Source organism: Paenibacillus sp. QJM3NY_38 (assembly GCF_056173265.1).
The window spans coordinates 7,177,686-7,192,817 of the sequence record NZ_CM149665.1; the positions used below are offsets into that span (position 1 = coordinate 7,177,686).

Below are 15,132 nucleotides of genomic sequence, written 5' to 3' on the forward strand. Positions count from 1 at the left end.
TCAATAATAGATTGGGAGAGTTATCATGAGGGAGGGAGTATTCCTGAAGCGATCTCAGTTATCAGAACGGAGGTACCCGCAAGGATAGCCACAAAAAAACTTGCCATTACTTATGACACGGTTCACCTTAACGGAGCAATCGGCGAAAATAATGGCCACCTAAATGGGTGCCTCCTAAACTGGATCAAAAGAAGCCTTAAAAAAAGCCTCACGTAAATGTCGACCTTCTTTCGTCTTCCTTCGATATGAATCGATGCAACCTTCTTTTGAATCTTCACCCAAGTTTTTTAGATTTCCTGTATGATGATGTTATGAAAAGAATATTATCTTTCATGGATTGGGGTATATTCGCTCTTCGTTCATACCATTATATTTTGCTGTTGTCCCGGGTTCTGGCAGTAAGTGAGTTTTCGAACCGAACATTATTAAACGTGATCTGGCTGAGCATAGCTTTTGTCGTCCCTTTGCTGTTCTGGTTTCCTGGGCGCCGGATGAACAAGGTCTGGTTTTGCATACTGGAGCTATTGCTTGGCGGTTCTTATTATGTGAATTCTGTCATTCATCCGGATCTGACTTCAAAAGCGGACTATTTGCTGCCGAGTCTTACAATGGGGTACTTATTGACTAAGCAAACCCTTTGGATCATTCCCTTACTTGTTTTTATTCCCTTTTCCTTTCAGTCTTTCCTAAGATTATCTTGGGAGCAAACCCTAAGTATCGGAACAGACAATCTGCTGTTCTGCTTCATTGGTATGTGGGCAAGCTTCGTAGCCAATGCGTATGATCAGAAGAATAAACTGGCAGCCGAAGTGGAGCATCAAAATAAACTGTTAACTCACTACTCGGCCGAGATCGAGAAAATGACTTTGCTTGAAGAGCGCAACCGCATGTCCAAAGAGCTTCATGATACACTGGGGCATTCCTTTATCTCACTCATTCTGAGCCTCGATGCTTCTATTGCCCTTATGGATAGCAAGCCTGCCGAAGCCAAAGATCGGTTAATTCGCTTAAGAACATTGGCAGAGAAAAATCTGGACGAAATGAGGAACATCGTACACGAGATGGGGGAAGAAGAGGAATCCAGTCTGATCCGACAGGTTGAATCCCTAGTGGTCCGTTTCCGGGAGCACACGGGTACGGCCCTGACATGGAGTCTGCCGGAGACAGAGTGCTCCATACGTTTTGAGGTACGGCAAGCGATCCTTCGGGTTATCCAGGAGTCCTTTACAAATGCACTAAAACATGGAAAGGCGTCTCAACTGCATCTGGAGCTTAGATTTTCTGAGAGCCATCTGCAATTGTCCATTCGAAATAACGGCAAACCGATCGACAAGCTAAATTATGGTTTCGGCTTGACCACGATGAAACATCGGGTTGAGCGGTTGGGAGGCAGCCTACACCTATCATCTGTGGAGGGAACTCCAGTGATAACCGAAGTCCGATGCGAGATTCCGCTGAAAGGAGTGATGCCGTATGGTGAAGATTAAAGTGCTGCTGGCTGATGATCAAGAGTTAATTCTCGAGAGCTTACATATCGTGTTGTCCATGGAACCGGATTTGGAAATTGTCGGTTTAGCCAAGGATGGCGAAGAAGCCATAAAGGGCTGCGAGCAGTTTATGCCGGATATTGTGTTGATGGATGTCAACATGCCTGTCATGGACGGCGTCGCTGCAACGGCCCTGATTAAAGAGCGGATACCTGCAACCAAAATCATCATGCTGACCTCCCATAAGGAAGTAGAACATGTGTTAGCGGCTTTAAGCTATGGAGCAGAAGGATATCTACTCAAAGCCATTCATCCCAGAGACCTGGCTGCAGGCATACGGGTGGTCCATGCGGGAGGGACCTTAATTTCGCAGGAAATGGCGAGTAAAATGATCAAGAACATGAACAATACCACCCCTGCGAAAAATAATGAATTTGGGCTCACTGCCCGTGAAGTCGAAGTGCTGCATAAGCTGGCTGCTGGCCTGCGTAATCAAGACATTGCCGAGGCGCTGTATCTTAGTGAAGGGACGGTCAAAAATTATATCTCCACGATTTATTCGAAGCTGAATGTGAAAGGAAGGCGGGAGGCCGCCCGTAAAGCCCGAGATTCGGGATTTATGGATCATTAAAAAGCCGATCCCCAAGAAGCTGGTAACCTATTAGGGTTGCCGGCTTTTTATGAATATAGCCATAGAATAAATTATGACAAAAGCGCACTGTCTCTTTATGACTTTTTCAGCCTATACTCATAGCATCTAACAACAGAGGAGGCGATGAAAGACATGAAGAAAAAAATGTCTAAAAATAAAGAGCTGCTGCAGAATGGCAGGAAGTTAAGTGCTTGGAGTTCATTTTGGCGTTTTCCAATCGTCTGGATGCTTGTGGGAGCTATCAGTATTGTTCTTATCGATACGTTGTTCCGACAGCTGACAGAGCGAGCAGAGGGGATGGTTTCCCTTATTTCTACACTAGTGATGGGATTTCTGGCCATCTTGGTCTATAAGCTCACGCTGAGATACCTGGCCCGGCGTTCCACTCCAGAGATAGCTAGACAACGCGCAGGGATTGAAGCTGTCCTTGGCGTACTTACCGGGACAATCTTTATCGCAGGGTCCGCTATTATTATTATGGCTCTGGGAGGGTACTCCTTTCAGTGGGCAAGTTCTGCGAATGCGGGTTCTGTTATAATATCCTCCATTGGAGCAGCTTTAGGAGCAGCCATTATCGAGGAACTTATCTTTCGTGGACTTATGTTTCAAGCCATTGATAAATTGGGAGGGAAACCGCTCGCACTCGCCGTGACCTCACTATTCTTTGGAATTGCCCATCTTGGCAATCCAGGGGCAACATTATGGAGCGGGTTCGCCATAGCCCTGGAAGCAGGTGTTCTGCTCGGAGCGGCCTTCCTGTGGCGGCGGAACTTATGGTTTGCCATGGGGCTGCATTTTGCATGGAATGCCATTGAAGGAGTGCTAGGCATTCCTGTTTCCGGACACTCAGCTCCCGGTCTATTTACTGTAGAGGTGAACGGTGCCGCACTTCTCACAGGGGGCGATTTTGGACTTGAAGGTTCCATTGTTCCGGTTGTAATCAGTCTTCTGATCTCCATTCCAATGCTAATTGGGGCTGCACGTTATCGAAGGGTTGAGGCCCGGAACCTTCCTGTATCAAAGTAAACAACTGACCTGATCCCTCCTAAATAAATTTCAGATCTAGAAAGGACGCTGTACCCACCAATATAAATAACTTGCAGACATAAATCGAAATGAGCCCGGTATAAATACCGGACTCATTTCATGAAACTGCCCAATACATATGATATCTGGCCATTTAAGGTCACTTCACAGGTGGAGCAGCCTCTATTTCATTAAAGGTTTCGACACGGATACGAGAAGCTCGCTACCGCCTGAAATGACCGCCACTTCAGGCGGTCCAGGAGGGTGCGGCATCTGGTTCGCGATCCACCGCTCCCCCGTTCCGACAAAGGTCGAAGATGTGAACGGAAGCGTGACTTCCGCATCCATGCCTTGGTTGACCCCCTCCATATCGATTTGCTTCTGAGTCAAGGTTAGCTCATAGGATGAAGTCAAGCCATCATACTCTGCCGTGATGAGTACGGTTCCTTCCGAAATCGCCGTTACTACACCGCTAGCGCTGATCTCCGCTATAGTTGGATCACTGCTTGTATAGATGACGTTTGTCCCTACCTTTTCACGGCTTCCATCGCTATATACTGCGGTAGTCACCGTATGATCACTCTCGCCAACGACCAGTGTAGACATTCCTTCGAGCTCAAGCTCAATCAGGCTAACCGGCTCTTCTTCATTACCTTCTGATACCGATTGTAAAACAGGTCGTTTAGCCATACCGTCCCATCTCCAAATCGCGTTAAAGTCCCACCCTAGCCTGTCGGTATAGGTGGATGGAGTCTTTATTTCAGTTTCAGTTAGGCCTAATCCTTTAAGGGTTGTTAATGCTCCTTCAGCGACACCTTCTTTTTTCACTATCATGCCGTCAAATGCATAATTATTTTCGAGCGTAGCGGTGTGCCCCGCAAGAACTCGTCCCATCACCCGGTTTGCCATCGTTGGCGCCGTAACCGAAGGGCCCAGGGCAATGACATTTCTGACGACCGTATCATTGTATCCGTATCCAGTCACTCCGCCCGCATTGCTTGTCATCGCTCGAATGGTTCCAGACGCATACACGTCTTCTGTTAGGCTGCCTGAGTTCGTAATTCCGATTAGGCCTCCGGCCTGACTTACCTGAGCGGTCACATCGGCGGTTGAATAGCTGTTTCTTACGATACCATTAGAATAGCCTACTAGCCCCCCCACTGTGCTGGAGCCTGTAATGGAGCCTGTTGAGAGACTATTCTCTACCTCGCCATTGTTCGTATTGACGAGTATGCCTATTCGGCTCCCGCCAGTGACGCTGGCATCGATCATAGCTATATTTTTAATCACTCCGCCATTGAGATGGAATAAGCCGCCATTTTCTGATTTGAAATTGGTTAAGGATTTATTGTTCCCATCAAACGTGCCAAGGAAAGGCGTGCCCTTGAATAAGGGCTCAAACAGCTTTCCTTCAAAATCAAGATCATTCTCTAGTATATAATTTTCATTTGGGAATTCGGATATCGTCTCTAATTCTTGAATCGAACGAATGATGTAGTACCCATCTTCATTCCGATCCAGCTTCGGCTTTGGAATATGATCTTCGTTAATTTGCTCCAAATTACTTTGCAGTAATGGACGCTTGGCATCTTCATTCCAGATCCAGATCGAATCAAAGTCCCAACCAAGGGTCTCCATGAAAAAAGCCGGCTTCGTGAATGCTTCTGCACCCACCCCCTGACCTTTTTCATTGTTTGGATCAGGAACCGTAACGTTCTCACTGCTAACAAACATATTTTCATCGGCGTAATTATTGACTAAAGTTGCCTTCTCCCCAGCTAGCACTCTGCCGACAATTCGATTCGATGCCGTACCTGTAACAATCGATGGATTAAATGCCATACTATTTTGAATGACCGTATTGTTATAACCGTATCCGCTGATGCCGCCAGCATTGGATTCTTCTGCTATGACGGCTCCCATGGCATAGACCTGTTCTGTTGTACTCCCCCTATTCGTAATCCCGATCATACCGCCGGCTTGCTTGCCTCGTGCATGGACTCGAGCTGTTGAATAACTGTTTCTAACGATACCGTTCGAGTAGCCCACAAGACCGCCAACTGTAGAATTGCCTCGAATAGATCCGGTACTGTAGGCATATTCCACGATCCCATCATTCTGATCAACCAGGATTCCAACATTGCTCCGGCGAACATCAATGTCTGCATGGATGATTCCTACATTTCGAATCGTCCCTTCATTAATGGCAAAGAGGCCTGCGCCGCCTGAAGAGATCATAACGTCTGTAATCGTATGCCCTTGCCCATCAAACGTACCCGTAAATGGAGTGCCATTCGCGCCAATGGCCTCGATAAACACACCATTCCCATCAATGTCCCGATCTAAAATAAAATGTTTATTCGGGAATTCATGCATTTTATAAAGTCCATTGGCACTTTTGATTTGATAGGGGTTGCCTTCCGAACCATCGCCCAGCGTTCCTTCTTTCGCTATGAACGGTTCCGTTAACGGCTCTTGATCGATTGGATTATTAACCAATCTTACGACGATCGTATGTTCATCGCCAAATGCAAGAGGGTTATCAAATAAGATGATTTGTTCTCGTCCGAGATGTTCTAGCCTTGCTTCTTGAATAACCGTTTCCAACAGCTGTTCACCTGTATGATCCCGCTTTTCCCCGATCACGGTGACACGTTCAAGCGAGCTCGGGTAATTCAAGACCCCAACGCCCTTTAAGACGTTATCTTCCACAATTGCGCTCGTTAATTCCAAATAATTAGCAGGTTGTTTCATCGTAAATGAATCAATCTCAACACCGTCGCTGTTGTAAGCTTTCAAGGTGAGCGATTGATCGTTTGATTCTAAAATAACACCCGTCTGCTTATTTTCATCATATACGATATGATCCCAGTCAAATGATTTGTTATCATAGAACGTTGGACCTGATGAACCAACGGTCACAAACGTTGTTCCTAAATTCATCGCTTCTTCCGATGTATCCTTTACACCGTCTCGTATGGTTGTCCGTTTATACACATGATCATGACCCCCAATATACAAACTAACGCCAAGGCGTTCAAATGCTTGAGACAATTTCACTCTCATCATGTCCATACCGGTCTCATCGCCGGATTGACCGCCATAATAAGGATAATGCCCCATAACGATTTTCCACTTCTTGTCGGTTGCCCGCAAATCTTTTTCCAGCCATGACAGCTGCTTGTCGAAATCCACCACAGAATTCAGAACAGCAACGTGCATATCGCCATAATCAAACGAATAATTCGTTTCCTGGTAACTGCCTTCACCGTTCTTCGGCAGGTTGAAAAACCCGGAGAACGGCACGAGCTTCCGTTCCGTCGCACGTTCACGGTCCCCGACAATGTGAGCAGAAACTAGTCCCATATCGTTGTTGTAAATGTTCTTAAACACATCATCCCAAGCATACATATTGCCGCCGTTCTCGACCAAGTCCCCGACTTGGATCACCGTCTGTCCGTTTGAATTTTTCTCCCGCAGAACGTCCAGCATATTGTTAAAGAGCTGGAAGCTTTCCGGATTTCGATCCGGAACTCCAAGATCCCCCATCACATACATAACGGCTTCCTCTGAAGCTGGCGCGGTCCTAAAGCTATAGCTGCTGCTCCAAGGTCCAGTCGGTGACATTCCATACCGATAGTCATACGTAGTCCCTAAGTCGAGATCTGTTAAATTCGCTTCATGAGCTGCAAGCACCCGATAGTTACTCTTATCATACGTATCACCATAGGCGACTTGAAAATAAGAGACTCCCGCTTGTACCACTTCCGCATGGTCCCATGTCGCCGTCGACTCCAGTTTATACTGAACATACGACGTTTCTAACGCCTTATCCGTTACTAGATTTACTCCTACTTCACGTTCGCTTGCACCTACATTAACCATGGGTTGGAATTCATTCAAAATGTTATCAGCGTCCAGCTTTTGTTGATCAACAAGCAATCGAATAAGTTCAACACGCGTATTTCCTTGAGCGTCGGTCGCTACATACTTAATGAAATAGTCTCCATACATATCGACCTTGAAATGCTGATTTAGAGCGGCTACTTCTCCTTTATCATTTAAAACGATGGCTTCCACCGATAAAGATTGACCGCGATGATCCGTCGCCGAAGCGCCCAGCACTTCTACTTGGTCCCCAAGCTGAATGGTGTCCGGATATTGCCCATGAACCGTAATTTCAGGCGCGTGCACCGTGCCCCTCGTTTCATCACCAATCCAAATTGGGGCACTTATAGCTTCTTCACCGTCTGCTTGAAAAGCTCTAACGATGAAATAATCCCCATCTTTAGTTGCTAAGGTTACTTCCTTTTCAAATTTATGACTGGCAATATTGCGGTACTCCTTGAGAACTTCTCCGCTGTTTTTGTAAATAACGACTTTATCCAAAACATCGCTATCATCAGGGTCATTCATGCGTACGAAAAGATTGATTTCTTTTGTATCTGCTGGAAGGATCGCCCCCATCATCTGACCTTTTGCGGAAACCGCCATTTCTAGGTTCCGATCAAATGATACATAGGTGCGGTGGTTTCGCATCGCCTCGTAAAGACCTTCTCTTGTCAGGTTATCTCCCCACATACCGGTCACATGGGGCTGAACCATTCCCCAATTTCCTTTGTGCTCGTCTCCGCCAAACACAGGAGAAACATGCCAGCCTTGATCTAATGCCTTGGTATAGACTGCAAAATCATTGGAGGATTTGTATTCGATCATATTAAGGTTTCTGTCAACGTCTCGGTTATAATGTTTAAATTCATTGAAACTCCAATTGCCTGACAAGCGTGGATGATTAAACTGAGCAATCGCATGAGGATCTTGGGCAAGTCTTGCGTAAAAGGTTGGCAAATCATATTTGATGTCGCTCCAGCCCCAAGTGCCATCCGCGCCTACTCCATGTGTTCTTGCAAACCATGGGGCATTAAATAGGTTGATATGACCCGATTCATCATACCAGGTCACCTCCGTACCAGGCAGCGTAATAAATTCGTTATCACGATTGTGAGCATCGGATTGCTCATGCAGCAGCTTGTATTCTTTTGAATAAGAGTCTTGAACATTCGTAATAAAATCACTGCCCGTACTGATGTCATAAGTCACGTCGTGTTCAGTCACTGCAAAAAAATCAAAGTCTGTATTAGCCTTCACAAAATCGTAAGCATCATTGGGCAACAATATCCCATCACTGAGAGATGTATGGGAATGCATGTGACCTTTGAAGAGTGAAGCTCCTGAGTACTTAGCCCTCTCTTTTTGAGAAACACCTTCTTCTTTATCTGAAGACGCGGATACATTAATGCTGTAACAAAGACTAATAACCCCCGCTATAAAACAAGCCATCACAATAAAAGGCAGACTTCTTCTTTGGGACTTCAATCAAAATCCTCTCCTTTTTCGGCTTAATGGTAATACAGGTGTCTGACTGATAGACAAACAGCCCCTAACCAAAAAATGCAGTCTGAAGGCTGTTCATAACATCTATCTTGTTCATCACAGTCGCAGCAATGGCTTAATGATAGGTGCAAGCGACTGTGCCATGCGCAAAAATCCGAGGTCCGTTGGATGTGTTCCATCTACCGTACAATCATTGACGAAGTCATCGCCCAGCAGCTTCAAGCCGTCAACGAAATGAATATTACGGTCTCCTTCTGTCCGTCTCTGTTCCACATTTTCAATTTGGATCAGCCTGCGGCGATCATTAAGCTCCCTCCTCTCCATATAGAACTGGTCCTCGGCAGTGCTAATCCTTGAGACTACTAGTATAGGAACTTGGGGATGCCGATCTCTTAAAATTTGGATGAAGGCAGGCAGCGTTCGTGCGATGTTTCCAGCCTCGCCCGTATTCCCTTCATAATCAAGAATGAATAACGCCGGATCATCGATTTCCGACATGATCTGCGCGAGCTCCGGCTCGCCCTTTCCACTCCCGGAAAAGCCTAGATTTACGAACTCCACCGGAATCATACGGCTAAGAATATTAGAATAAGCCATACCCGGCCGGGAGGCGCATCCTCCTTGCGTAATCGAAGTTCCATATATAATGACGGGTTTACTGCTTGCATAGGCAGGTGCATCGCTTATGACAGCATCCTTATCTACACCGATCCATACCTCTTCTACCCCTTGGTAGAGCGGCAAGTTTAAGGTGACGGCTACATCTTTTTTCGTATCCCACTGATAAAGCTGGGATTCATATTCACTTTCCGTTGGTTTGAATCTAGCCGTGGTGATAAAGCTCTGCTCTCCCGGCTCTCCAAGATAGCAGTCAACCCCGCACTGCCCTGTAGGCGGCATATGATACATATTGGCCGGTCCGGCAAGACGCACCCTTACGACCAGCCTTGAAGAATTGGTGCGAAAGCGAATTTGCCCACCTGCCGTACAATAAGCAAGCGTATCAACTGCAGGCGGCAAGACAGCCCCTGAAGCCAAGGGCAGGCGTCTGTATATCCCATCCTGCGCAAGCCAAGGGAAGCCCGCGATGTGAAAGGGCGCTTCAAGCGGAGAATGCCATCTCAGCTGTTCGCCATTGATTGTCTTAGGGTATATCGTTCCGCCCAGTTGATCTAAGTTTATCTCTTTCGATTGAACGGTCATCTATTTCTACTCCCTCACATTTGAAATACAAATTTCCGAATCGCCTGAGCAACACCGTCTTCGTTGTTGGTAGCCGTGATTACGTCCGCAATCGATTTGATATGCTCTTCACCGTTGGCCATCGCCACGCCGAGACCTGCCGCCTTCAATAGCTTCGCGTCATTATCACTGTCTCCCATCGCAATGACATCGGACATGGAGAAGCCCAGCATCTGGCAAACCTCACGCACTCCACTTTCCTTGGTAGTTCCTTTAACTGATATCTCCATATTCGTAGGGGCCGAACGGGTAACTTCAAGCGTCCCCCAACGGAGCAGAACCTCCTTAATTTCCGCGAGCTTCTGTTGATCATGGCTGCCGATGCCGAATTTCATCCAATCTCGTTCGAACATCTCCGGCGTCCAATCCTTGTCCCCCGTCAGGCTTTCCACGCTGTAGCCCCAATACCACTCGGCCCGTTCGGCAGCAATGGCGTGCATATGGCGGACCGTATCCCGCGGGAGGAAGACTCGCTTCTTAAGCCTCCCCGGCCCCTCCCAAATTTCCGCGCCATTGAGCAGCACCATCGGGGAATCAAGCCCCAGCTCATCCCAAAAGCCCAGTGCGGTTTGCAAGCCTCTTCCGGTGGAGAACATCACTTTAACGCCCTGATCTACGGCATATTGAAGCCACTTTTTGGTCTCTTCCGTAATGCGCTTTTCATCCGTCAGAAGAGTCCCATCAAGGTCCAAGGCAATCAGCTTATATTTCGCCTTCACTTGCTGCACCGTATTCATCCCTTCACCGCTCCCATGGTCGCGCCTTCCATCAGAAGCTTTTGGAATAAGATATAAATAATAATGGACGGTACCATCGCAATGGTTACACCGGCAAACAAAGTTACCCAATCCGCAGTAAACTCCATTTGCTTATTCGCAGAATACATTTGCACCGCAATGGGATATTTCTTGGGATCGCTCAAATAGATAAACGGCGCTAAGAAATTGTTATAGAACCCTAGGAACTTGAATACGCCAACGGTTACAATTCCCGGTGTAGACAAAGGAACAATAACACGCCAAAACTTTTGGAATAATGTAGCGCCATCCATCGTTGCGCTCTCCTCAAGCTCCATCGGCAAAGAGCTCATAAACCCTCCGAGCAGCATAAGGTAGAACACGCTTTCCCCCAGACTGGACAGGAGAATTAATCCGGTCAAACTATTGGTTAAATTCAGTTCCCTCATCACTACATACTGGGGTACAAGCGCATTGATGCCAGGCAGGAACAGGGACAACATAATCAAGCCCCAAATCAATTTTCTACCTTTGAATTGCATTCGAGTAAGCGCATAGGCGTTAATTGTCGTAAAGAAAAGCCCAAGCACCAGACTTCCGCCGACATAATAAAGGGTATTTAAGAGTGATTGCCCAAAACCGTATTGATTCCAAGCCTTCGAATAATTCTGCCATCTTGGTTCCGAAGGCAGCGCCCATATATCTTTAAAAAACTCAGGATTGCTTTTTAACGATTCATAGATAACCCAGACTAAAGGAAATAATATGGTCAACGACCAAGCATAAAGCAGCACACGCCACACAACGTCCATAAACGTTCGTTTTTCCTTCAAACTTTATCCCTCCGAACTTCATATGGAAACTAATACTCGTAGCCTTTGTTCGGCACAAATTTATCGATTAACAGCTTTGCCGTTACTAATATGACGAACAGGATCATACCGACTGCGGAAGCGTAGCCGTAATTCCGATACTCTACGCCAAAAGCCAAGTTAAACATGTAGAGGCCGATGACATCCGTCGACCCGAATGGGCCCCCATTTGTCATAATGAGGATGATTTCAAAGCCCTTCATCGTGCCAACGATCAGAAACAAAGCGCTGACCCGAATAATTGGCGTAACAAGCGGCATTGTAATTTTAAACAAGCGCGACATATGTCCGGCCCCTTCAAGAATCGCCGCCTCGTACAATGACTTTGGAATCGCCAGCATCGCATTGGCAAAGATAATGACGTACAAGCCGACGCCGCCCCATACCCATGCCGGGATAATCGCTGCAAGCGCCGTGTTTTCATTGCCCAGCCAATAGAAATTACCGGTATCAATGCCAATGAACTTTAGAAGCCCATTCAGCAAACCGTACGATCCGTCATAAATAAAAGCCCAGAGGAGCGCGACTACGACCGTAGATAACACATTCGGAAAGAAAAACAATATCTTCAAAAACTTATTTTCTTTATACGATTTATTTGTAATTAAATAGGCAAGTATCAAAGAGATGATAATAACAAAGAAGGGCACCGTTATCATTAAAATCAAGTTGTGCGTAAGCGCGCGCCACACGTATTTATCTTGAAATGCGGTGACGAAATTGGACAGCCCCACAAACGTTGCATCCGTAAACCCGTCCCAATTGAGCAGCGCATAATAAACGGATAAAATGTTCGGAAACAACGTAAAAAGCAAATATCCGCCAAAGGGAGGCACGATGGCTATGAACAGAAATATCCACTTCTGCGTATTCGCTTTATCTAGACCCATACGCTTGCGCATAGGGGCTTTTGGTGTCGTCACAACGGTTGAATCTGACACGAGAGGTCAACTCCTATCTTACTAGACGTTTATAAGAGGTTGTTCAAAAAATCGCCTTTTGATCACGAAGTGAGTCAAGAAGTAACTCGGCATCGAATCTTGAATTCAGCCGGGCCTTCCGGTGCTCACGTACCCAGAACGTACGCTCCGCTCCTCACTCCCTAGCTTCATCCAACCTTCTCGGTGCTGAAAATCCGACTTTTTGAACACGTACTATAAGTCATTTTCAGCGTGTAGCCTATAGGTCGCAGAAGTTAAAACGGAAGAGCGGAGATGAATCCTCCCCGCTCCATCACGTCTTATTTTTTCTTTTCTGCCTCTACTGCTTTCTTCAGCAGTTCTTCAGCTTGCTCCAGAATCGGTTTCGGATCCTGCATACCCATAGCAAATTTAACAATATTCTCATTCAATAATTTTTCCGCTTGAGCAAGATTCGGATCCGAAATACTGATAGACCGGCTTGCTTTATAAGTTTGAGCATTATTATCCGCAATGTATTTCAGAACAGATTGGGCGGAGCTGGAAAGATTAGCTGTTCTGGCAGGGTCTTCCGTCAAATCCTTGCGCATTGGCAAAGCGCCTGCTTTTTCAGCAGCGAATTGTTGATTTTCAAGCGTAACCATCCATGTGATCAATTCTTTGGCCCACTTTTTGTTAAGCTCCGGCTTAGCTGCCCAGATATAGTTGAAGTTTGAAGTTCCGCTTCGAATCCAAAGCGTTTGATTGGTGTCATCTCTGAAAGGAACAGCCATGAAGCCCCAATCGAAATCCTCGGGTGTTGCTTCCTTCATCTCATTCTCGACATGAGTCCCTGTCGATACCATCGCCGCTTGCCCCTGAATAACCTGCATTTGCGATTGCGTATGGTTCAATGCCGGAAGTCCTTCTGCAAAATATCCTTGTTGGCCAAGCTCGTAGATGCGCGTCCAGGTTTCAACCGTCTCCGGATTTGTGTATTGCGGCAGACCATAGGTTCTATAATTTTCGATAAATTCATCGACATGGCCATTGATATCAGCCAGCTCAAAATTTTTGGCTGTTCCGAAAGCCCAGTTATGGTAGCTTGGATGAATACCCGGGAACGTTATGGGAGCAATGCCGTCCGCTTTAATGTCTGCTAGAAGTGCTTTAAATTCATCCCATGTGTTCGGGTTCTGGTTCCAGCCATGCTCTTCGAATAGCTTTTTGTTAAAAAACAACCCGCCAAAGCTGCTCGCCGTCGTAAATTCATACCTTTTCCCATTGATTAGTTGCGTTGACTCGTACATGCCCGGCATCATAAGATCCTTGACCTTTTTGTCCGGCACGTCTGGAAGAGGGTATTCCCAAATGTCATCCATTGGTTCAAGCTTGCCGGCTTCAGCGAGCCCCACAATACCTCCCGCTGGATCCGTATTAAATAGATCAAACATGTCATTATCATTGCCTGCAGAGATTTTTGTAGAAAGAATCGTCTTCATATCGGCTGAAGCCGTGATGTCTATTTTGACATTTGGATACTTGGCTGTGAACGATTCAACTGCATAATCGAACCACTCCCGGCCATATCCTCCTACAAAGAAGCCTACCTTTAGCGTTACTTCCTCATTCTTCGGCAATCCATTCTCGTAAGTCTCTACCTCTGCAGATACACCTGGCTTATCCGACCCAGCAGGAGTTGTACTTGGGCTAGCCTCGTTCTTCCCGCTGTTTCCACCGCAACCAGCCAGCATAGCTAAAGATAATGCCGCTGCAACACCCGTGCTCATGAATCGTTTCATTTTTCCATTAAACATTATTTCGCCCCCGTTAATTAATAAATAAATTGGATTAACTATTTAAGCATAATTATGTTTTGTTAATTACCAATCAAGTCCGGGTAAATAATTTGTAAACAACTTTTGGCCTATAGCCACTTAAGCCTCACCTCCCATATATTCTGCAAACGCTTACATTCTAATCACTTATCGGCCAGTTGTCAACCACTTTGTCAATTGTTTTGATCATTGATTTCTCGCCTGATAATGGGGAGCGTTAATCGAAACGCCCGAATTTCCAAAAATGTTAATTTGAGCTGGAATCCCACAATGCTTCTAAGGCTTCGATTAGCGCTGAAACCGCCATTCATGCCAAGACGATGCATAATATACTTGGTGCGGCGGACATGAAATAAATTGGTTATGATCATAAAAGATTTTAGCTGGTACTGCTCCATCAATTGCTTGCTAAAAATTAAATTCTGAACGGTGTTGTGTGACTTGTCTTCTTTTAATACTCTTTTCGCCGGAACGCCCTTCTCAACCAGATACTTCTTCATCAGTTCTGCCTCCGAGCGACGTGAACCAACAGCTCCCCCCGATACAATGATGTATTTGTGCCCATACTGCTGAAATCGTTTGTAAGCCTCATCCAGTCTTTCCTTAAGCAAAGGGTTTATTCGGCCGTTTTTAGATACATAGCCAAGTACAATAATCGCATCTGCTTTACCAGGTTGTAATATAACTGCATGCAGCCAGCATATGTAAGCCAGCACCGTCATCGCTGCGATTGCAATTATCCATCCGATCCATACCATTACTTACTCCTCTAGGCGTCATTTTCTGTATTTAATCAAATCATTTTACAAATATGATATCTTTTTTTATAACAATGTCAATACAATCTGTTTCGTTTTTTAAGTATTTTTGGAATAAAACTTTCCTCATTGATTGTATTCTGCTGCATAATACCGCCGTCTATCGTCGTTTTTATGAAAATTTAAATGATATGCTCGTTGAATTAAACGAACTTGCAACTTTTATT

10 protein-coding genes are annotated in these 15,132 nt (G+C 45.8%); 3 read left to right on the forward strand and 7 right to left on the reverse strand.

The window, feature by feature from the left end:
- Window positions 1-311 precede the first annotated feature (311 nt).
- From AC0VZ8_RS33310 to AC0VZ8_RS33320, 3 genes are all read left to right on the forward strand, one after another.
- Entirely contained in the window at window positions 312-1,487 is a 1,176-nt protein-coding gene (locus AC0VZ8_RS33310; protein WP_475485639.1) for a sensor histidine kinase, read from the forward strand.
- Window positions 1,474-2,118: a response regulator transcription factor gene (locus tag AC0VZ8_RS33315; RefSeq protein ID WP_071219385.1), complete on the forward strand. Its 645-nt coding sequence runs from the start codon at window positions 1,474-1,476 to the stop codon at window positions 2,116-2,118. The genes AC0VZ8_RS33310 and AC0VZ8_RS33315 overlap by 14 nt, the downstream gene beginning before the upstream one ends.
- 153 nt (window positions 2,119-2,271) lie before the next feature.
- On the forward strand, window positions 2,272-3,165 hold the full coding sequence (locus AC0VZ8_RS33320) for a lysostaphin resistance A-like protein (protein ID WP_475485640.1): 894 nt from the start codon (window positions 2,272-2,274) through the stop codon (window positions 3,163-3,165).
- 183 nt (window positions 3,166-3,348) lie between these two features.
- Here the strand turns inward: AC0VZ8_RS33320 and AC0VZ8_RS33325 are convergent, their stop codons facing one another.
- The 7 genes from AC0VZ8_RS33325 to AC0VZ8_RS33355 all read right to left on the reverse strand — a co-directional run bounded on the left by AC0VZ8_RS33325 (window position 3,349) and on the right by AC0VZ8_RS33355 (window position 14,905).
- Complete coding sequence (locus tag AC0VZ8_RS33325) at window positions 3,349-8,337, reverse strand: metallophosphoesterase (RefSeq protein ID WP_475485641.1); 4,989 nt, start codon at window positions 8,335-8,337, stop codon at window positions 3,349-3,351.
- A gap of 318 nt (window positions 8,338-8,655) precedes the next feature.
- Entirely contained in the window at window positions 8,656-9,762 is a 1,107-nt protein-coding gene (locus tag AC0VZ8_RS33330) for an SGNH/GDSL hydrolase family protein (protein ID WP_475485642.1), read from the reverse strand.
- A 14-nt stretch (window positions 9,763-9,776) separates the two neighbouring features.
- On the reverse strand, window positions 9,777-10,538 hold the full coding sequence (locus tag AC0VZ8_RS33335; protein ID WP_475485643.1) for a Cof-type HAD-IIB family hydrolase: 762 nt from the start codon (window positions 10,536-10,538) through the stop codon (window positions 9,777-9,779).
- The gene (locus AC0VZ8_RS33340) at window positions 10,535-11,371 is read right to left on the reverse strand and encodes a carbohydrate ABC transporter permease (RefSeq protein WP_071219381.1); all 837 of its coding nucleotides are present in this window, start codon (window positions 11,369-11,371) and stop codon (window positions 10,535-10,537) included. Before AC0VZ8_RS33340 ends, AC0VZ8_RS33335 begins: the two co-directional genes overlap by 4 nt.
- 29 nt (window positions 11,372-11,400) lie before the next feature.
- The gene (locus AC0VZ8_RS33345) at window positions 11,401-12,351 is read right to left on the reverse strand and encodes a carbohydrate ABC transporter permease (RefSeq protein WP_071219380.1); all 951 of its coding nucleotides are present in this window, start codon (window positions 12,349-12,351) and stop codon (window positions 11,401-11,403) included.
- Window positions 12,352-12,650: 299 nt separating this feature from the next.
- On the reverse strand, window positions 12,651-14,126 hold the full coding sequence (locus AC0VZ8_RS33350; RefSeq protein ID WP_260064526.1) for an ABC transporter substrate-binding protein: 1,476 nt from the start codon (window positions 14,124-14,126) through the stop codon (window positions 12,651-12,653).
- A 194-nt stretch (window positions 14,127-14,320) separates the two neighbouring features.
- Window positions 14,321-14,905: a YdcF family protein gene (locus AC0VZ8_RS33355; protein WP_475485644.1), complete on the reverse strand. Its 585-nt coding sequence runs from the start codon at window positions 14,903-14,905 to the stop codon at window positions 14,321-14,323.
- Between the last annotated feature and the right edge of the window lie 227 nt (window positions 14,906-15,132).